The sequence below is a fragment of the Algorimicrobium bowmanii genome (genome assembly GCF_054031195.1).
On sequence record NZ_CM132929.1, the window covers coordinates 1018564 to 1039319 of the forward strand.

20 protein-coding genes are annotated in these 20756 nt (G+C 33.7%); 12 read left to right on the top strand and 8 right to left on the bottom strand.

The genetic code is table 11. The features are described 5' to 3' along the window. Positions 1 to 27: 27 nt before the first annotated feature. Entirely contained in the window at positions 28 to 627 is a 600-nt protein-coding gene (locus ACW5R3_RS04440; protein ID WP_456578424.1) for an FMN-binding negative transcriptional regulator, read from the bottom strand. 87 nt (positions 628 to 714) lie between these two features. Between ACW5R3_RS04440 and radC the strand changes: the two genes are divergently transcribed. The 4 genes from radC to ACW5R3_RS04460 are packed head-to-tail and all read left to right on the top strand — an operon-like array spanning position 715 to position 4181. Continuing rightward, positions 715 to 1413 (top strand): RadC family protein, encoded by a 699-nt coding sequence (gene radC / locus ACW5R3_RS04445; protein WP_456578425.1) that lies wholly within the window; start codon positions 715 to 717, stop codon positions 1411 to 1413. Further along, on the top strand, positions 1413 to 2714 hold the full coding sequence (locus ACW5R3_RS04450; RefSeq protein ID WP_456578426.1) for a polysaccharide deacetylase family protein: 1302 nt from the start codon (positions 1413 to 1415) through the stop codon (positions 2712 to 2714). The genes radC and ACW5R3_RS04450 overlap by 1 nt, the downstream gene beginning before the upstream one ends. Beyond that, positions 2704 to 3393 (top strand): YjjG family noncanonical pyrimidine nucleotidase, encoded by a 690-nt coding sequence (locus ACW5R3_RS04455; protein ID WP_456578427.1) that lies wholly within the window; start codon positions 2704 to 2706, stop codon positions 3391 to 3393. Before ACW5R3_RS04450 ends, ACW5R3_RS04455 begins: the two co-directional genes overlap by 11 nt. A gap of 38 nt (positions 3394 to 3431) precedes the next feature. Further along, positions 3432 to 4181 carry a hypothetical protein gene (locus tag ACW5R3_RS04460; protein ID WP_456578428.1) on the top strand — a complete coding sequence of 250 codons (750 nt, stop codon included), beginning with the start codon at positions 3432 to 3434 and terminating at the stop codon, positions 4179 to 4181. Here ACW5R3_RS04460 and ACW5R3_RS04465 read toward each other — a convergent pair. Next, positions 4178 to 5455: a replication-associated recombination protein A gene (locus tag ACW5R3_RS04465; protein ID WP_456578429.1), complete on the bottom strand. Its 1278-nt coding sequence runs from the start codon at positions 5453 to 5455 to the stop codon at positions 4178 to 4180. The two genes, ACW5R3_RS04460 and ACW5R3_RS04465, sit on opposite strands and share 4 nt — an antisense overlap. 143 nt (positions 5456 to 5598) lie before the next feature. On the opposite strand from ACW5R3_RS04465, the gene ACW5R3_RS04470 reads away from it, so the two are divergent. After that, on the top strand, positions 5599 to 6363 hold the full coding sequence (locus tag ACW5R3_RS04470) for a rhomboid family intramembrane serine protease (protein WP_456578430.1): 765 nt from the start codon (positions 5599 to 5601) through the stop codon (positions 6361 to 6363). On the opposite strand, the gene rlmB is transcribed toward ACW5R3_RS04470, so the two are convergent. From rlmB to ACW5R3_RS04500, 6 genes are all read right to left on the bottom strand, one after another. Then, entirely contained in the window at positions 6355 to 7092 is a 738-nt protein-coding gene (rlmB, locus tag ACW5R3_RS04475; RefSeq protein WP_456578431.1) for a 23S rRNA (guanosine(2251)-2'-O)-methyltransferase RlmB, read from the bottom strand. The two genes, ACW5R3_RS04470 and rlmB, sit on opposite strands and share 9 nt — an antisense overlap. A gap of 67 nt (positions 7093 to 7159) precedes the next feature. Beyond that, on the bottom strand, positions 7160 to 8200 hold the full coding sequence (locus ACW5R3_RS04480; protein WP_456578432.1) for a hypothetical protein: 1041 nt from the start codon (positions 8198 to 8200) through the stop codon (positions 7160 to 7162). A gap of 30 nt (positions 8201 to 8230) precedes the next feature. Next, positions 8231 to 9124, bottom strand: a complete 894-nt coding sequence (locus ACW5R3_RS04485) for a hypothetical protein (RefSeq protein ID WP_456578433.1) — start codon at positions 9122 to 9124, stop codon at positions 8231 to 8233. A gap of 19 nt (positions 9125 to 9143) precedes the next feature. Then, complete coding sequence (locus tag ACW5R3_RS04490; RefSeq protein WP_456578434.1) at positions 9144 to 10625, bottom strand: SusD/RagB family nutrient-binding outer membrane lipoprotein; 1482 nt, start codon at positions 10623 to 10625, stop codon at positions 9144 to 9146. A gap of 9 nt (positions 10626 to 10634) precedes the next feature. Further along, entirely contained in the window at positions 10635 to 13709 is a 3075-nt protein-coding gene (locus tag ACW5R3_RS04495; RefSeq protein WP_456578435.1) for a SusC/RagA family TonB-linked outer membrane protein, read from the bottom strand. A gap of 120 nt (positions 13710 to 13829) precedes the next feature. After that, a complete protein-coding gene (locus ACW5R3_RS04500) occupies positions 13830 to 15527 on the bottom strand; it encodes a POTRA domain-containing protein (protein ID WP_456578436.1) in 1698 nt (565 codons plus the stop codon). Positions 15528 to 15706: 179 nt separating this feature from the next. Here ACW5R3_RS04500 and rpsL point away from each other — a divergent pair, with 179 nt between their 5' ends. The 7 genes from rpsL (at position 15707) to rplW (ending at position 20740) form a co-directional block, all read left to right on the top strand. Continuing rightward, complete coding sequence (gene rpsL, locus ACW5R3_RS04505) at positions 15707 to 16081, top strand: 30S ribosomal protein S12 (protein WP_010181934.1); 375 nt, start codon at positions 15707 to 15709, stop codon at positions 16079 to 16081. 22 nt (positions 16082 to 16103) lie between these two features. Beyond that, the gene (gene rpsG, locus ACW5R3_RS04510) at positions 16104 to 16580 is read left to right on the top strand and encodes a 30S ribosomal protein S7 (protein WP_456578437.1); all 477 of its coding nucleotides are present in this window, start codon (positions 16104 to 16106) and stop codon (positions 16578 to 16580) included. A 3-nt stretch (positions 16581 to 16583) separates the two neighbouring features. Then, positions 16584 to 18710, top strand: a complete 2127-nt coding sequence (gene fusA / locus ACW5R3_RS04515) for an elongation factor G (protein WP_456578438.1) — start codon at positions 16584 to 16586, stop codon at positions 18708 to 18710. A gap of 11 nt (positions 18711 to 18721) precedes the next feature. After that, entirely contained in the window at positions 18722 to 19027 is a 306-nt protein-coding gene (gene rpsJ, locus ACW5R3_RS04520; protein WP_010181931.1) for a 30S ribosomal protein S10, read from the top strand. A gap of 168 nt (positions 19028 to 19195) precedes the next feature. Further along, positions 19196 to 19813, top strand: coding sequence for a 50S ribosomal protein L3 (gene rplC, locus ACW5R3_RS04525; RefSeq protein ID WP_456578439.1), 618 nt, complete (start codon positions 19196 to 19198; stop codon positions 19811 to 19813). Next, the gene (gene rplD, locus ACW5R3_RS04530) at positions 19813 to 20442 is read left to right on the top strand and encodes a 50S ribosomal protein L4 (RefSeq protein ID WP_456578440.1); all 630 of its coding nucleotides are present in this window, start codon (positions 19813 to 19815) and stop codon (positions 20440 to 20442) included. The genes rplC and rplD overlap by 1 nt, the downstream gene beginning before the upstream one ends. A gap of 7 nt (positions 20443 to 20449) precedes the next feature. Next, positions 20450 to 20740, top strand: a complete 291-nt coding sequence (rplW, locus tag ACW5R3_RS04535; RefSeq protein ID WP_040288013.1) for a 50S ribosomal protein L23 — start codon at positions 20450 to 20452, stop codon at positions 20738 to 20740. Positions 20741 to 20756: the final 16 nt, after the last annotated feature.

Consider the following 20756-nt stretch of genomic DNA (forward strand, 5'->3'; position numbering starts at 1 on the left):
TTCGTGTTATCTCTTAAAATTTCTGCTTTAGTCTTTGGATAATAGCGAATCTAAAAACTGTCCTAAATGTATTTGATTATGCGTTATCATTTCAGTTTTTGCTAATTCAAAATCTTCCGTGTTTCTGTTTTGCGATAATTTAAATTTACCTTCCCAATCTGTTATGGTTACTTTAAATCCCTTGACGTAACTGATAAATTTATCCATTCTAGGGTCGTTTTTTTCTAATTTGTACGTACCATTTGGTTGTTCTAATGTATCCGTCATTCTTACCATACTTTCTTTTATTGCTTCTGGGTCTTTAATTTCTGTTACAAGGCCTTTAAGGTGTACCCTTACATAGTTCCAAGTAGGGAGTTGTTTGCTTTTGTATATACTAGGAGATATATAACATTGCGGACCAGCAAAAACAATGCTAACTTGGTTTTGTTCTTTTAGTACTTTAGAATGCGGGTTTAAGGCATCTATATGTCCAATTAAGGTATTGTTTTCATAAATTAATGGTAAGTGCGAAATTATAGGTTCGTTATCTAATACCGATACAAGCATGGCCAATGGGTAGGTTTTTATAACTTGTATTAAGTGTTGTTTGTTGTCGTCTTGATGTATAGTAGGAGGGTAGTTCAAAATAATTTATTCAGATTTATACAGAATAGCTGTTTTTTACAGTCATAATTTATTGCAGTTGAAATTTACAATAATTATATTTAACCTATGGGCAAAAAAGAAGCTTCATTATCAATAAAAAATTGGTCTCAAGACGATCAGCCTCGCGAAAAACTACGTGATAAAGGCAAGGCAGCTCTTAGTGATGCGGAATTGGTAGCTATTATAATTGGATCTGGTAGTCGTAACGAAAGTGCTTTAGAGTTATGTAAGCGTATTTTAGCAAGTGTGGATAATAATTTAAATCAGCTTGGCAAACTGAGTTTAACAGATCTTATGGCTTTTAAAGGTATAGGTGAAGCTAAAGCCATTGCTATTGCTGCTGCCATGGAACTGGGTAGAAGGCGGAGAAGCGAAGAAGCTCTAGAACGTAACATTATAACATCTAGTACCTCTGTTTTTGAATTAATGCAGCCCATTATTGGCGAACTCCCTCATGAAGAGTTTTGGATTATTTACTTAAACAATTCTAATAAGGTACTGCAGAAACAACAATTAAGTAAAGGCGGAATTACAGGCACGTTAGTAGATGTTAGATTGGTGCTTAAAAATGCATTACAATTTGGAGCTGTGAGCTTAATTTTAGTACACAATCATCCATCAGGAACATTAAAACCAAGTGAAGCCGATAAACAGATTACTCAAAAATTAAAAAAAGCTGGAGAAAGTTTAGATATAAAAGTTTTAGACCATCTTATAGTTACTGAAAAGGCTTATTTTAGCTTTGCAGATGATAATTTACTTTAATGATCCTCATTTATACGCATAAAATAACACCTCGTGTGAAGTATGCATTTAAGCATATATTTACAAGAATTTTGGGTATACCGGTTAACTTTACAACTACCGTAGAAGCATTTATATCTCATAATTCGCTTAAAATTTCCTACACCAAACAACCTTTGGGGAGTGAACTTTTTATAAAAAGTCATGACTTGTTGTTTGAACAAGGTTTATCAGATGTTGAGGTGCAAGTACAAAACTGGGAGGAAACTAAGTGCTTTTTTTTTAGCACCGATAAAAGTTGTATCCCTTTTGATATTTTTGCGGCTACTTTTTATTTGCTGAGTCGTTATGAAGAGTATTTGCCGCATGTAAAAGATGAGTACGGGCGGTTTACTGCAAACGAAAGTTTAGCCTATGCCAATGGGTTTTTAAAAAAACCAGTAGTTGATATTTGGGCCTACAAGTTTAAAAAAATACTCCAAGAACAATATCCCGATTTTCAGTTCCCTGAACGATCTTATAGTATAAAACCTATCATAGATGTGCCTTCAGCTTATAGTTTTAAACAAAAGGGACTCATGCGAACAATAGGAGGGACCATCCTAGATATTACAAGTCTTAAGTTTCATAGGGTTTATATGCGGTACATGGTGTTACTCGGGTTAAAACATGATCCTGATGATACATTTAAATATATTCTTAATAGGCAGAAAAAACACAAAAGTAAATTCCTTTTCTTCTTTTTAATAGGCGATTATTCCACTTACGACAAAGGAATTGCCTATCAGAAAAAAGAATTTATTTCGCTTATAAAGCAAGTAGCCGATTATTGTCATGTGGGACTAAAAGCATCTTATTTTGCTTTAAATAATATGGCTATTCTAAAAAAAGAAAAACAGCGTATTGAATCTATTACTAATACCTCGTTAATAGCTTCAAGAAATTCATTTTCTAAATTGAATTTCCCTAAAACGTTTAGAAACATGTTGGAATTAGAAATTTTAGAAGATTATACCATGGGCTATGTTAATCATGCTGGTTTTCGTGCTGGTACTTGTACCCCCTTTTTCTTTTACGATTTAGATTTTGAAATACAAACGCCTTTAAAAATTACTAGTTATCACTTAATGGATTATACATTGTTAAAACATCATTCATTGTTAGATAAAAAAGAAGCATTACAACGTCTTATTAGCGAAGTGAAAAAAGTTAATGGTGAGTTTGTACCTGTGTTTCATAATTATACCTTTAGTGATATAGAGCGTTGGAAGGGGTTTAAAGAATTGTTTAATTTAATATTAGATTCAGTAGATGAAGCTTAAAGGCCTAACCGATATTTTTTTTGATTTAGACCATACCTTATGGGATTTTGATAAAAATTCAGCATTAACATTTGAGAAAATTTTCAAAGAGAATGGCGTTCAGATCAATTTCATGAACTTTATTGAAAAATACGAACCTATAAACTTTGGATATTGGAAGTTATATCGTGAAGAGAAAATAGATAAAGAAACATTACGTTATAGGCGATTAAAAGATAGTTTTGACGCCATTGATACCGTTGTTGCAGATGCGGTTATTCATAAATTATCAGACGATTATATATTATATCTATCTTCGTTTAATCATTTGTTTGAAGGAACTTTCGAACTTTTAGACTATCTAAAACCACACTATAGGCTACACATTATAACTAATGGTTTTCATGAAGCACAACAAAAAAAGCTTGAAGGGTCTAAAATTGCTAGTTATTTCTCAACCATTACAAACTCAGAATTAGCGGGTGTTAAAAAACCGAATCCTGTTATATTCGATTTTGCTTTAAATCAAGCTTTAGCAAATAAAGCATCAAGTTTAATGATAGGGGACAACCTTGAAGCTGATGTTTTTGGTGCCCTAGATTTTGGTATGGATGCTATTTGTTTTAACTATCATGGCCTGAAAATTGATGATAGTATAAAACAGGTTACAAAATTGGTGGATTTAAAGGCCTATTTGTAATTTTGATGTATATTTATTTTTTAATTTTTTAAGACGTTATGATAAAAAAAATCAGCATATTATTTGTTCTATTTATTACTTTCCAGACTGTTTTTTCACAAAGTGAATTAGATTCTTATAAGTATGTTATTGTTCCAGTATCCTATGATTTTACATCGGAGCCAGACCAATTTAAATTAAACTCACTAAGTCAGTTTTTATTCGAAAAATATGGGTTTGAAGCAATAATGAGTAATGAACCATTACCTCAGGATTTAATTAATAACGGATGCTTAGCTCTACGTTCAGATGTTATTAAGGAGTCTACTATGTTTGTCACTAAGTTAACTATAGTATTAAAAAACTGTAATCAGGAAATTGTGTACACATCTGCACAAGGTACCTCTCGAGAAAAGAAGTTTCAAGTAGCTTATAATTATGCTTTAAGAGAAGCTTTCGATTCTTTTAAAACACTTAATTATTCATACAAACCTACCGAGGCACCTAGTTTAAATGTTCCAGTCCCAGTTCAAGCTTCAGTAGCACCAGTTGCAGTTTCCACTTCAGCAGTTGCAGATTCAGAAAATACTACAAATGATGTTTTAACAGCAGTAGCCAAAGGATTAGATTATGAGTTAGTTAATGCTAAATCCGAGGTTGTTTATACGCTAATATACTCAGGTAAACCTGAATTTTATATGGTTAAGGATTTACAAGCCACTGTTTACAAGCAAAATGGAAAATGGGTTATGGTTAAAAAATTGGCAGATGGTAGTCTAAATGTTTCTGTTTTAAATACAGATTTTTAATACCCATACTTATCCTTCCAACGTTGTTTTAAAAATTCGCGATGTGCATTTTCACGTGCATTATTTCCGGGATCATATAACTTTGTATTGCTAATTTCATTAGGGAGAAATTCTTGATTTGCAAAGTTGTTAGTATAATTATGAGCATATTGGTAGTTTTCACCGTAGCCAATTTCTTTCATAAGTTTAGTTGGTGCATTTCGTATTGATAAAGGAACACTTAAATCGCCCGTTTCTCTTACCAATTGCTGGGCATTATTAATAGCCATGTAGGCAGCATTACTTTTTGGAGAACAGGCTAAATAAGTTATACATTGGCTTAAAATTATACGAGATTCTGGGTTTCCTATTGTTGAAACAGCTTGAAATGTATTATTTGCTATAACCAAAGCAGTAGGATTGGCATTACCGATATCCTCACTTGCTAATATTAATAAGCGCCTTGCAATAAATTTTACATCCTCACCACCTTCAATCATTCGTGCCAAATAGTATACCGCTGCATTTGGATCGCTACCACGTATAGATTTTATCAGTGCCGAAATTATATCATAATGTTGTTCGCCTGTTTTGTCGTATCTAGCTGTATTGTTTTGTACCCGGTTTGTTACCAAGTCGTTTGTAACGACTATATTATCTGATTCATGTGAATTGACAATCAGTTCAAAAATGTTTAATAGCTTTCTAGCATCACCACCAGATATTCTAATCAAAGCTTCGGTTTCCAGTAGTGTTATTTGTTTTTCCGATAAGTAGGTGTCTTTTTCTATTGCGCGGTGTAGTAAGGCCTCTAAATTTGCTTTATCAAATGCTTTTAGTATATATACTTGACATCTTGATAATAATGCAGGAATAACCTCAAAACTGGGGTTTTCAGTTGTAGCACCAATTAAGGTTACCCAACCTTTTTCTACAGCTTGTAATAAAGAGTCCTGCTGCGATTTGCTAAAGCGATGTATTTCATCAATAAATAGGATGGGGTTTTTAGTTGTAAATAAACCACCCGACTGTTTTGCTTTATCTATAACCTCACGAATATCTTTAACTCCTGAATTAATGGCGCTTAATGTGTAAAATGGCCTATTAGATTCTGTAGCTATTATATTTGCTAATGTTGTTTTACCTATTCCCGGTGGTCCCCATAGTATAAGCGAAGGTATTAATCCTTGTTTTATTTGATTCGTTAGAGTACCATTCGGGCCAATTAGATGGCTCTGACTTATATAGTCTTCTAATTTTTTAGGTCTTAATCGTTCTGCTAATGGTTCATTCATAATGTAAATTTAAAACATTTTATATGGCTTTGTATAACCGTTTTAGAAGATTTTAATCTTTTCCCTGTAATTATTCCATGATTTGATAGACTGACAATATTTCAAAAAAACAATTAAGGTGCATAATTTGATATATTTATAGTATGAATCATTCCGAAGAGTTTAAGTTTTCAAATAATGTTGTTTTAGTGCCTGTAATGTTGGTGTTAAGCATTTGGCTTGTCTTCTGGTTTGAAATTCGCTTTGGATTTAATTTTACTAAGTTTGGTGTTTACCCACAAAAGATTTTTGGTTTACGAGGTGTTTTGTTTAGTCCTTTTATACATGGTAGTATTACGCACTTGTACCATAATACCATTCCGCTTTTCGTTTTAACAGCAGCTTTATTCTACTTTTATAAACAGATGGCTTGGAAGGTTTTAATTTATGGTATTATTTTATCAGGGCTTTTAACATGGGGTATAGGAAGACCTTCTTATCATATAGGAGCAAGTGGTTTAATTTATGTTTTAGTTAGTTTCCTTTTCTTTAAAGGAATTTTTGCAAAACATTTTAGACTTATAGCTTTATCTCTATTAGTTATCTTCCTTTATGGTAGCATGATTTGGTATGTTTTACCTATAAAAGAAGGCATGTCTTGGGAAGGACATTTATCAGGGTTAATTGTAGGTTTATGTTTTGCTTTTATTTTCAAAAAGAACCTTCCAAAAGTTGCAACATACCAATGGGAACAACCAAATTACAATGAAGCTGACGATCTTTTTCTACAGCACTTTGATAAAGATGGAAACTTTATAGAAAGTCAAACAGAACTAATAGAAGAAGATGCCAAAATAAATATGACAGCGGAAGATATATCTGTAAACTATATTTTCATACCAACACCAAAAGATGATGATTTAGGCTAAGCGTTGACGTACTACCTCATATAAAAAGGCACCACAAGCAACAGACACATTTAAGGACTCTATGGAACCTAGTAATGGTAATTTTGCCTTATTATCTACTAACTTTAATACCGATGGATTAATACCACGTCCTTCATTACCCATGATGATAGCGGTAGGTAGTTTAAAATTGACATCATATAATGTATCTTTGGTTTTTTCTGTTGCTGCAACAACATTTATTCCGGATGCTTGTAAATGAAACATAGCATCTTTAATATGATCTACTCTACAAATGGGCATTTTAAAAACAGCACCTGCGCTTGTTTTTATAGCATCACCGTTTATTGGAGCACTTCCTTTTTTCTGAATAATTATGCCGTTAACACCGGTACATTCTGCGGTACGAATAATAGCTCCAAAATTACGAACATCACTTAATTGATCTAATAAAAGAAACAATGGTGTTTTTCCAGACTCTATAACATTCATAACCAAATCTTCAATGTCATGATAAGCAATAGGTGATATTTGGGCAACAGCTCCTTGGTGATTTTTAGAAGTTAACCTGTTTAATTTTTCAACAGGAACATAAGAAGATGTTATGCCTTCTTTTCTAATTAAGCTAGTTAATTCATGAGCTAAACTACCTTGTAAACCTTTTTGAATGAATATCTTTTCTATGGTTTCACCTGCTTGTATAGCTTCTATAATAGCATGTAATCCGAAAATTTGAGTGTTGTTTTCCATGGTGTAAAGGTATAAAAAAAAGCGCTTCTAAAAAGAAGCGCTTTTAATATAAAAAATAGATTATTTACTATTCTTGAGCAACTAAGTTACCGTCTTTATCATAAACTGTGTATAAACCACCGATTACTTCTACAACTGCAACTAATTTTTCACCAGCACCATCTTGTAAAATACCACTTACATCATCATAAGAGAAATATAAATCTCGGTATGAGATACTTGTTTTAAACTGACCTGTTTTAGCAATTTCTACTTCAATAGGAATAGCAAAACTACCAATTAATGATTCATCATCATCAAATCCTAAATCAAAAGACCACATGTCAACATAAACTCCGTAAGTACCATCAGCTAATACAGTAGTGTTACGAACGTTAGTTTCATTTCTACCAGTAACAACGTATTCTGGACAGTCACCAGTGAAAGCAAATACAGGAGCAGCATCTAAAAATACATCGAAATCAACAGAACTACATAAACTAGCTGTAGCAGAAAGAATTTCGTCATCATCCGTATAAGTAAATGTCTCACCTGTGTCATTATCAGTAGCTTCTATTATATTCTGTTTCAGGTAAGTGATAGTTTCATTTTTATCCCAGCTTAAACGTAAGCCCATGTTATCATCTGTATAGTTATCTACATCAATTTTAATGATATCACCACCTGTCATTAAACCATTACCATTTCTAGTACTAGATAGTTTAAAAGTGTATTCTTCTGTACCTTCAATATCTAAATCCAAAACGGCATTGATTTGAAAAGTATAAGAACTTGCATATGCAGGTACTTGTATTAAGTATCCTTCACTACCTAAACCATCATCTAATGAAGTAGGAGCACTAGGATCACTTGGGTCGTCACCAACCGTGTAATCTGTGTTATCACCACCTGAAATCATTTCAAGTTTAAAGTCTAAAGTTTCTTTGTAAGGTGTATCTGTAGTTAATGTTACAGTTACACTTTCACCTTCTGTAATAGAAGTAGTAGAAACACTCTCTATAGAAACTAAAGATTTTGTTTTAAATGCATAATCCGAATCATCATCTTTACAAGATGAAAAGCTCCCTAAAACTAAGGCAGAAAGCATTAATTGTTTTATATATTTCATTTTATTTTTAATTTAATTATTAGTTAATGCTTATTGTGGAGTCAAAATGACAAGCCAACCTGAATAAACGTCTTGAATACCAAACTGTTCGAATACTAATGTACCTGCTGCATCATTTACATAACCAGGAACACCTTGAATAATTTCGTTAGAGAAAGGCCAGTCTGTAAATATTAATTGACCTGCACAAGCATAGAAATATGATGTATAACCACTAGTTGGCCATCCAAACATAGAACTCATTTGGTAATTACCAGCACCTAAACTAGTAATAGTAAATGTTCCACTTGTATTTCCTGATGCTGTATAAGTACCAGCTAAATCAGTTCTACATAATTGTAATTTAACAATAGTAGATTTTAATTGCTCACCAATTACAACATCACCTGATGTTGTAACTTCAGTTAAGTGAAGTACAAAGTATGTAATTCTACTAGCGTCTAAAGCATCATTGTATACATAAGTATCAATTAAATCAAAAGTACTATTTGCAGGAATTGTAGATTCAAGAGTTGTATCAATTAAATCAAAGTGTGTTCCTTCAACGGCTTCATCTACAAAATCCGTAAGTTCAGCTGATCCATCTTCTAAAGCTAATCTTTGGTCTTTAGATAAACTAAAAGTAGTAGCTAATTCAGTTGCCGTTAATCCTAAATCATCAATAGAACCTAACTCATAGGTCATTGTTGTTTGTGAATTGGCAGGTAAACCATCGTTACCTCCTAGTAAATGTACTGGGATTCCAAATTCAAAAGCTTCACCAGTTGATTGTACAAAATTACCTAATGTAACATCATCCTTAAACCCTACGATTCTTGATAAATCTGTATCTTGAGTTAAGTTTTCAGCCTCGTCATCTACTAAACAGGAGAAGCACATAGCTGACGCCATAATGGCTGTTAAATATATTTTTAAATTTTTCATATTTTCTATTTTTTTTTAATTATTGTGCCCAGAAAGGACCAGTTGCAAATACATCAGCTCTTGTTTGATCTGGTACGTTTGCTGAGTTTGAAATGTACTCATCAGAAGGATACATTAAACGCTTAGGTCTTGTTGATGACTGAGCAGTTAAAGCTAAAGGAATATCATTTGGATATCCAGTTCTTGTGAATTCAATCCAAGATTCGATAGCATTGATACCATTGGTAGCAATCCATTTTTGTCTCATAATAGCCTCGATCTTATCTTCATCAGAACCTACCCATCCTAAACCAGCTACACTTGGTGCATAACTTGAACGATTAGCTCCTAATAATTGGAAAGATGCATCAATAGCAGCTTCAAAACTAGCTTCAGCATTTCCTGGGATGTAACCTTTTAATTGTGCTTCAGATTGTAATAATAAACTTTCAGCAGCAGTCATTACATAACCGTCTTGTGAAGAGTCAATTAATAAACCTAAACCTAGAGGAGATAATCCTGGAGGCGAGTTATCTGCATCAGCACCTTGAACAACACCTATAACAGAACCACTACCATCATCAGCTTCGTCGTATAAATAGTTTACACGATCATCACCTGAGTTGATAAGGAAACTTACAGCATAATCAGTCGCTCTAACAAAGTTATAATTAGTTGTTGGAGTCGTTTCGTTATTTGAGTAACCATAAGTCCCGTAGAAAGGATTTTGTTGTGCTACATTTTCATTAGAGTAACCTGGGTTAATAGTTGCATCATTTATTAAGAATGCAGCTGTTTGCATATCAGCAAACCTTGGTGTAATAAATGCTAATGACTGTGCATCACCATTTTCAGCACCTGTAGACATACGTAATAAGATACGTAGTTTTAAAGTATTAGCAAAAGCTAACCAGCTAGACATAGATCCGTTAAATACGATATCTTCACTTCCAACAGGAACTACATTTACACCAGCACCATTAATCATATCGATAGCTTCATCTACTTGCGCGTAAAGCGCTTCGTAAATAGCACGATCATCATCGTATGCAGGAGTTAAGTTTTCAATTCCTTTATGTGCTTCTGTATAAGGAACATCACCATATAAATCTACTACATATTGTAAGTAGAAAGATTTAAGGATTTTAGATATTGCTTTATGATTGTCGTAATCAGCACTTGGGTAATCTATAATCGCTTGAAAGTTGTATGTATTTCTAAATAAACCTGTAAAGATTGTATTGTAAAAATTGTTGTCTAATGCTAATGAAAACTCTTCAGAATAGCCACCTGTAAATGAATTTACGTTGGCACCCCAATTGTTCATCATAACATTACCCAATTGGTTCATAGTAGTAGCTTGAGTTCTATATGTATTAGAGATTGCTCCGGCTAAAATTAAATCGGGTGTCACATCATCTGCTGCTGGAGAATTTGGATTGTCATTTACATCCAAGTAATCGCTGCATGAAACAGTAATCGCGAAGATTACTAGTAATAATAATTTATATTTCGTTCTCATGTTTATTTTTTAAAAAGTTAAATTAAGAGTCATACCATAAGTTCTTGTAATAGGATACTGACCTGTTACACTTAAACCTTGATCATTACCAGAACTTCTTCCGATTTCTGGATCTGCATAACCTCTGTTTTCTTCAGGTAATACTGTAAATGGATTTCTTGCATTAACACCTAGTCTTAAGCTAGATAATCCTACGTTTTTCAACATTTCTTTTGAAAAAGCATAACTTAAAGACAATTCTCTTACTTTAAATGCAGTTGCATCTAACACGAAGTTTTCACTTACACTTCTATATTCATTAGAGAAGTAGTTTAAGTAATCAGAGTAAGTTGTACCACCTGTAATTACGTTTGTGTTAGCTTCATATACTGGGTTTGCATCTGTACCTGTGTTGATTGCAGAATTAGGGAAAATAAATCCTCTACGTCCACCTTCAGCAGATTCTTCTAAGTGACCAGACCAAGCTAACCAATCTTTAGTACCAGCCCAGAATTGGTGACCAGTTCTATAATCCATTACAGCAGCAAGTCTAATACCTTTGTAGTTTACAGCAGTATTTAAACCAACGATGTAATCAGGAGTTGACTTACCTAATACTTGAAATGAACCAGTTTTTAAAGGGTTACCAGTTGTTGGATCAACTAATACACGTCCTTGATCATCTCTTTGGTATGCAGTACCTTTAATTAAAGGAAACTCTTCACCTTCTGTAGCAAAAATTCCTATATCAGCAAATGCAGCTAAAGCCACCTCTGATGAATTATCAGAAACTTTGTCGATAACTGTTTTTGTTGTAGAGAAGTTGAAATCAAGATCCCAACGGAAATCTTTAGTTCTAATTGGCGTTAAACCTAAATCTACTTCAAAACCTGAGTTAGTAGAAGATGCAATATTTACTGTTGTATTTGATAAACCTGAAGCAGCAGAAGTTGTAATTCCTGTTACTAAGTCAGAGTTTTTAGTTTCATAGATAGAGAAATCTAAACGAATTCTATCTCCTTTAAAGAAAGCTAAATTAACATTTAACTCGTAAGACTCAACGAACTCATTCACTAATAATGGATCAGCAATTGTTGTGTCTAATACAAAAGAGTTTAATGTTCCAAATGGGTAACCAGTTGCTTGGTTTAAAGTTGAGTTAATTTGGTAAGGTGACACACGGTCATTACCTACCTTAGCCCAGTTTGCAGAAACTTTAGCATAGTTTAAGATACCACCATCTTTTAATCCTGGGAATGCATTTGTAGCTACAAATGATAAACCTACAGATGGGTAGAAGAATGAGTTACGATCAGAAGCTAATCTTGATGTCCAGTCATTACGTCCTGTTACAGATAAATATAAGTAATCTTTCCAACCTAAATCAACACTTCCTAATAAAGAAAAACGACGATCTCTTTGAGTATAGTTACTCGCAGTTGGGATACCTGTTGTGTTATCAATGTTATAATAACCAGGGATTGTTAAGTTACTACCTGATACTGCTGTGAAAGTGTATAGGTTATCTTGGATGTTGTTACCTAATAAAGCTGTTAATGAAAGATCATCAGTTAACATGTAATCAAAGTTAACAAAGATATCATTGTAGATATTTGTTTCTTCACTGTTGCTTTGACCAAACTGAGAAATAGTAGAGTGATCACCACCACCAACACCATTCAGGTCTATGTATTCATTAGTGTAGTTTCTAGATACATCTTTGTAGTTACGAACACTACTGTTCATTACAACGTTAATGTTATCGTTAATATCATACTTAACATTCATTACACCGTTCATTCTAGTAGTATTACTAAAGTTTCTGATGTTTTCTCTCATCCAATATGGATTAAGGTAGTAAGATGTCCAGTGACCTTCGTTACCTGAGTTTTCAAATTGCTCAACAGGTACGTTAGACGCTGTTTGTAATAATTCAGTAAATAAAGTAGAAGACGTTGTCTTAACTGAAGACGTATTATAAGTTACGTTACCTCCAACATTCCATTTACCTAATTGCTTGTTAGCTTTAAATAAAACAGTTGTTCTGTTTAACTCATCACCTTCAACGATAAACTCAGTTTGTTGGTTGTTAACAGAAAGTAATACGTTTCCTGTGTTATCACCAGCAGAAAGTGTTACACCATTTTGTAAAATAGTACCAGTCTTAAAGAATTCTTTAATGTTGTCACTATCACCAGTGTAAGGAGCCATGATATAAGAACCATCAGCTTGAGCTAAACCTACAGGTTGTAAAGTTCCATCAAATTCTGGACCCCAACCACCATTTTCGTAAGTTACGTGATTACCATCCCATCCTTGACCATACATAGTCTGACGTTCTGGAACAAAGGCAACATCTTCAAATGAGATTGAAGAGTTTACAGAAACTTCAATTTTTTCATTTGTAGATCCACTCTTAGTTGTAACGATGATTACACCATTAGAACCTTGAGAACCGTATAATGCACTACCACCGGCACCTTTAATTACGTTTGTAGACGCAATAATTTCTGGCGCTAAGTTAGCTAAAGTGTTTGCAGTAGAGATTACACCATCAATAACAATTAACGCTTGGTTGTTACCTGTTAAAGAACGGTTACCTCTTAATACAATTCTAGTTGTTTGGTTAACACCATTGTTTGTTGTGTTAATCTGTAAACCAGAAACTTTACCAGTTAAACTCTGCACGGCGTTAGGGTTAGATGCCTGTGTAAGTTCTTCAGCGTCTACCACTTTCGTAGCAGCTGTAAGCTGACCTTCAGTTCTTTCCACACCCATAGCAGTAATAACCACTTCTTCAAGTGCCTCACTGTCTACTTCCATTGCAAAGCTAATGTTGTTAGATGCTCCAACAGTCATTTCTTTTGTTGTGTAACCGATAAAGGAATAAGTAAGTACAGAACCAGTACTCGCATTGATGGAGTAATTACCATCGAAATCCGATTGTGTTCCAGTTGTAGTACCTTTTACAATAATATTAACTCCGGGAAGAGGTAGTCCGTTTTCATCGGAAACCGTTCCTGAAATTGTTTTGTCTTGCGCAAACGTAAGTTGCACAACAAACGCTAGAAATAGCGTTAAAATTCCACTAAACTTTGTTTTCATTTTGTATTTTATTTGAATTAGTCTATGCCAAAAATCATAATAAAAAGTTAATTAAACAATAAATAAGGGTTAAAATTTCAAATTATTTTCAAATCTAATCCTTTTTATGCCCTATTATTCTTAAAAAACTGCAGTTAAACTTAAATGAATTTTAGAATTGGATAATTGAAAAGCTTGTGATTCATTTTTTCCATTTGCATAATTAAAACGAAGTAGTCCAGCTTGGGTTTCTAAACCAAATCCAAACCCAAAACTATATAGTTTTTCTTTTTGTGAAATTGTTTGGTTTTCAAAGTATGCCAAATCGATTATGCTGTGAATGTATAAGTTAGAACTTAATGAGTAGCGGTATTCGGTTGCTAGTAGTGCGTAAAATGTAGCGTTTAAACTGTTTTCTTCAAAGCCTCTTATTGAATTTATACCACCAAATCGAGCGAGTTCATTTTCTAGGTAACTTTCTGAAAATAAACCAACACTTGTTGTTTTTAAAAACAGGTTGTTTTTATAATTAAGGTTAAAAATTTTAAATGCGTTAATAGAATACTGTGTTTGGCTTGTTTTTGTGTTTTCTGCAGTTCTGTTTCCAAAACCAGTTTCTAATTGTATTTTGGCATTTTGTTTAAATAGTCGGTTGTCGGTTACTGTATTTATATATTGATATCCAATATTGTAAAATGTGGTTTCGTAATCTTTTATAAAAGGATTTAGGTTTGTGCTACTTAGTAAATTGTTCGACTTAATGGAATTTATGCCTACTGAGAATTGATTTTTTGGGTTGAGTTGATAGTTTAGTTTTGCAGTTTGTTCGGCAGTTGTAAAAGAGGAGTCTCTTTTTAGAATGTTTAATTGTAACTCGGTTCCTAAAGGTGTATTAAATAAATAAGGGATAGCGAGATTTACATTAAATGATTTTTGATCACTCTCATCGCTTCGGTATGCTAATGAAAATGTTTCGCCAAAATTCAAATTGTTTGTTAAGGCTAAATTAAGATAGCCTGTAATTTCCAATTTGTTGGTTTCTTCATTTGTACCAAAACCTAAAAAACCATCAAACGCATTGCTTTTTATTTTTTCGATGTATACATATAATATGGTAGAGTCCTTACTAAATAAAATTTCGGGTTCTTTTATCTGTTTTGCAAAAGCAAGTTCGGTAAGTTTGTTGGTTTGGTTTTTTACTTCTGTTAAATTAATGGGTTTTCCTGTTTTGAGTTTTAAATAATGTTTTAAATAGGAGCGTGGGAATTTTTCGTATCCTTTTATAACAATTTTATCAATAAAGCGATTTTTTGTTTTATTAATGATTTTCAATTCGGCGCTTATAGTCTTGTTGTCTGTTTTTTTAATGTTTACTGTTTTTAGTTGACTAAAAGGCTGACCGTCTTCAGAAATTTTTAAATTGATAAAGTTGAGTGTTTCTTCAAGGTTTGAAATTGACACTGTAAAATATTTTTTTTCTGTATTTGTATCTAATTGTTTCTGTAAGCTTACAGGAAGTGTTTTATCGTCAAAATATATATGAGCAGTTTTGTAAATGTTTCCCAGTGTTATCTCGGTACTGAATGTTGAATCGTTTTTTTTTGTAACAGGAAACCATTCCGCTTCTAAATAGCCTAACTTGGTTATTGTTTTTTTTAAATTATTTAGTTCTTCTGTTATGGCATTGTAGTTTTTGTGTTTCTTACTATAACCTAATGAGTCTATAATGCTGTTCTTATTGGTGTCAGTTTCCTGAATTTCCAGGTAAAAATTCTGCCCTAACAATCCAGAGGTTGCACAACAATATATAATGATAAATAAAATGAGAAATCGGTACACGGAAATTTGTAAGTGTTTGAGTTGTAAAACTAACGGAAAAAGAACAGTTTTGATATAATTATGGAAATGATTTTTTATGTTGCTTGAAAATTAATGGATTATGATTTGAATTATTGAATTTTATTACTACCTTTGCAGCCCTCTAAAGTGAGGATTTAATAAAAATTATATAGAAATATATGCCAACAATTTCACAATTAGTACGAAAAGGAAGAGCCAAAATAACCAAGAAGAGTAAATCGGCTGCTTTAGATTCGTGTCCACAAAGACGTGGTGTGTGTACTCGTGTTTATACAACGACACCTAAAAAACCTAACTCAGCAATGCGTAAGGTAGCAAGGGTTCGTTTAACAAACGGAAAAGAGGTTAATGCATACATCGGTGGTGAAGGACACAACTTACAAGAGCACTCGATAGTATTGGTTAGAGGTGGAAGGGTAAAAGATTTACCAGGAGTTAGATATCACATTGTACGTGGTGCCTTAGACACAGCAGGTGTAGCAGGTAGAACGCAACGTAGATCTAAGTATGGTGCAAAACGCCCTAAGAAGTAATTTAAAACTTTAAGAAGAAGACATGAGAAAAAGACAAGCGAAAAAAAGACCGCTTTTACCAGATCCGCGTTTTAACGATCAGTTAGTAACTAGATTCGTTAATATGATGATGTGGGATGGTAAAAAGTCTGTAGCTTTTAAAGTGTTTTACGATGCAATTGATATCGTAGAAGAAAAAAAGACAGATGACGAGAAAACGGCTTTAGAAATGTGGAAAGACGCTTTATCAAATGTGATGCCTCACGTAGAAGTACGTAGTCGTCGTGTTGGTGGTGCTACATTCCAAATTCCAATGCAAATCCGTCCAGACCGTAAAGTATCTACTGCTATGAAGTGGTTAATTAACTTTGCGCGTAAGAGAAATGAGAAATCAATGGCGTTACGTTTAGCATCTGAAATTTTAGCAGCAGCTAAAGAAGAAGGAGCAGCGGTTAAAAAACGTGTTGATACACATAAAATGGCTGAAGCAAATAAAGCATTCTCACACTTTAGATTTTAAGAAATGGCAAGAGATTTAAAATTAACAAGAAACATAGGAATTGCAGCTCATATTGATGCTGGTAAAACAACAACAACTGAGCGTATTCTTTTTTATACGGGTGTATCACATAAAATTGGTGAAGTTCATGATGGAGCTTCAACAATGGACTGGATGGAGCAAGAAGCTGAAAGAGGTATTACAATTACTTCTGCAGCAACTACTTGTGACTGGACATTCCCTAAAGAGAATGGTGTGCCAACAGCTGAAGCACAAGATTACCACTTTAATATTATTGATACTCCTGGTCACGTAGATTTTACCGTAGAGGTAAACCGTTCATTACGTGTATTAGATGGTTTAGTATTCTTATTTAGTGCAGTTGATGGTGTTGAGCCTCAATCTGAAACTAACTGGAGACTTGCTGATAACTATAAAGTTCCAAGAATTGGTTTCGTTAACAAAATGGACCGTCAAGGATCTAACTTCTTAGGTGTTTGTCAACAAGTTAAAGACATGTTGAAATCTAACGCTGTGCCAATCGTTTTAAACATTGGTGATGAGATGGACTTTAAAGGTATTGTAGATTTAGTTAAAAACCGTGCTATTGTTTGGCATGATGATAACTATGGTTCTACATTTGACGTTGTTGAAATTCCTGAAGAATTAAAGGATGAAGCACGTAAATACAGAGCTTTATTAATTGAAGAAGTAGCATCTTACGATGAGAATTTATTAGAAAAATTCATGGAAGATGAAGATTCTATTACAGAAGAAGAAGTGCACGCTGCACTTAGAGCTGCTGTAATGGATATGGCTATCATTCCTATGGTTTGTGGTTCTTCTTTCAAAAATAAAGGTGTACAGTTCTTATTAGATGCTGTTTGTCGTTACTTACCATCTCCATTAGATAGAGATAGTGTAGTAGGTACAAACCCTGATACAGATGCTGAAGAAAGACGTAAGCCTTCTGTAAAAGAACCGTTTTCTGCATTAGCATTTAAAATTGCTACCGATCCTTTCGTAGGACGTTTAGCATTCTTCCGTGCATACTCAGGACGTTTAGATGCAGGGTCTTATATCTTAAATAACCGTTCAGGTAAAAAAGAACGTATTTCACGTATATATCAAATGCACTCTAATAAGCAAAATGCTATCGATTTTATCGAAGCAGGAGATATTGGAGCAGCAGTAGGATTTAAAGACATCAAGACTGGTGATACTATGTCTGATGAAAAACATCCAATTGTATTAGAATCTATGGACTTCCCAGATCCAGTAATTGGTATCGCGGTTGAGCCTAAAACTAAGGCAGATGTTGATAAAATGGGTATGGCTTTAGCTAAATTAGCTGAAGAAGATCCAACGTTTACAGCAAGAACTGATGAAGCTTCAGGACAGACTATTATTTCTGGAATGGGAGAGCTTCACTTAGATATCATTGTTGATCGTCTTAAGCGTGAGTTTAAAGTAGAAGTAAATCAAGGTCAACCACAGGTTGAATATAAAGAGGCTATTACACAAGCTGCAGATCATAGAGAAGTTTATAAGAAACAATCAGGTGGTCGTGGTAAGTTTGCCGATATCGTATTTACGGTTGAACCAGCAGAAGAAGGAAAAGTAGGATTAGAGTTTGTATCTGAAATCAAAGGTGGTAACGTTCCTAAGGAATTTATCCCATCTATTGAAAAAGGATTCAAAATGGCTATGGTTAATGGTCCTTTAGCAGGTTACGAAGTAGATGCTTTAAAAGTAACTCTTAAAGATGGATCTTACCATGATGTGGATTCGGATCAACTATCTTTCGAATTAGCTGCTAAGTTAGGATTTAAAAATGCTGCTAAAGCTGCTAAAGCTGTAATAATGGAACCAATCATGAAGCTTGAGGTAATTACTCCTGAAGAAAACATGGGTGACATTGTAGGTGATTTAAATAGAAGAAGAGGTCAAGTAAGTGATATGGGTGATAGAGCAGGTGCTAAAACTGTAAAAGCTACAGTGCCATTATCTGAAATGTTCGGTTATGTAACAACATTAAGAACATTATCTTCAGGTAGAGCAACATCTACAATGGAATTCTCTCACTATGCAGAGACTCCATCTAATATATCACAAGAAGTAATTGCAGCGGCTAAAGGCGTTGAATCGTAAATCTTAAGAAAATGAGTCAAAAAATCAGAATAAAATTAAAATCTTACGATCATAATTTAGTGGACAAGTCTGCTGAAAAGATTGTAAAAACAGTAAAAAGTACAGGTGCTGTAGTAACGGGGCCAATTCCATTACCAACACATAAGAAAATTTTCACTGTATTACGTTCACCACACGTTAACAAGAAGTCTAGAGAACAATTTCAATTAAGCTCTTACAAGCGTTTACTTGATATCTATTCATCGTCTTCAAAAACAATTGATGCTCTAATGAAATTAGAGTTACCAAGTGGTGTAGAAGTAGAGATTAAAGTTTAAGTATAAACTTACATGTCCTTGACGATGGTTAAGGAAAAACGGAAAAATACACTTCAAGGCTGAAACGTATTTTTCAGCCTTGAATATTTTTAGGATGAGTCGCGAATCATCCATAAACTAATAAGCAGGACAAATCGCGAGTTGTCCATAATTTAATAAAGAATAATTATGTCTGGGTTAATTGGAAAAAAAATCGGTATGACCAGCATCTTCGATGAAAATGGAAAAAACATTCCATGTACAGTAATCGAAGCTGGACCATGTATCGTTACCCAAGTCAGAACTGAAGAAGTTGACGGTTATAACGCTGTTCAACTTGGTTTCGATGACGCGACAGAAAAAAGCGCTACTAAAGCTGACATCGGTCATGCTAAAAAAGCAGGAACTTCTGTAAAACGCAAAATCGTTGAATTCAAAGGTTTTGATGAGGAGTACAAGTTAGGAGATGCTATAACAGTTGAACACTTTACTGAAGGTGAGTTTGTAGATGTATCTGGAACTTCAAAAGGTAAAGGATTTCAAGGTGTTGTAAAACGTCATGGTTTCGGTGGTGTAGGTCAAGCTACTCACGGTCAACATAACCGTTTAAGAGCTCCTGGTTCTATTGGTGCAGCTTCATATCCTGCAAGAGTATTTAAAGGAATGAAGATGGCAGGTAGAATGGGTACCGATCAAGTTAAAGTTGAAAATTTAAGAGTTTTAAAAGTAGTTGCTGAAAAGAATCTACTTGTTGTTAAAGGATGTGTTCCTGGACATAAAAACGCTTATGTAATTATTAGAAAATAATGAAAGTAGCAGTTTTAGATATAAACGGAAAAGACACAGGAAGACAAGTTGACTTGTCTAAAGATGTGTTTGCTATTGAGCCTAATAATCATGCAGTTTATTTGGATGTTAAACAATATTTAGCAAACCAAAGACAAGGGACTCATAAAGCAAAAGAGCGTGCAGAAATTTCTGGTAGTACACGTAAGATAAAAAAACAAAAGGGAACTGGTACAGCTCGTGCGGGTAGTATTAAGTCTGGTGTTTTTAAAGGTGGTGGACGTATGTTCGGACCTAGACCTAGAAACTATAGCTTTAAGTTAAATAAAAATGTGAAACGATTAGCTCGTAAATCTGCTTTTTCAATTAAAGCAAATGAGAAATCAATAGTAGTATTAGAAGACTTCAATTTTGATTCTCCTAAGACTAAAAATTTCACAGCAATTTTAAAGGCTTTAGACCTAGAAAACAAAAAATCTCTCTTTGTGTTGGGGGCATCAAATAATAATGTATATTTGTCGTCACGCAATCTAAAAGGCTCTGAAGTGGTAACTGCTTCAGAAATAAGTACTTACAAGATTTTAAATGCAAGTCAAGTAGTGCTTTTAGAGAGTTCTTTAGAAGGAATTGAATCGAATTTAAGTAAATAAGAAACAGATGAACATCTTAATTAAACCTATAATCACAGAAAAAGCGACTGCAGATAGCGAGTTAAGAAATTGCTATACTTTCGCAGTGAATACGAAGGCGAACAAGGTAGAGATCAAAAAAGCGGTGGAAGCTGCTTATGGCGTTTCTGTTGAAAAAGTTCGTACTATAAATGTCCGTCCAGATAGAAGTACTAAGTTTACAAAAACTGGTATTCAACATGGTAAAACAAATGCTGTTAAAAAGGCAATTGTACAACTGGCGGAAGGTGAAATGATTGATTTATACAGTAACATGTAATTAAAGACAACAAAAA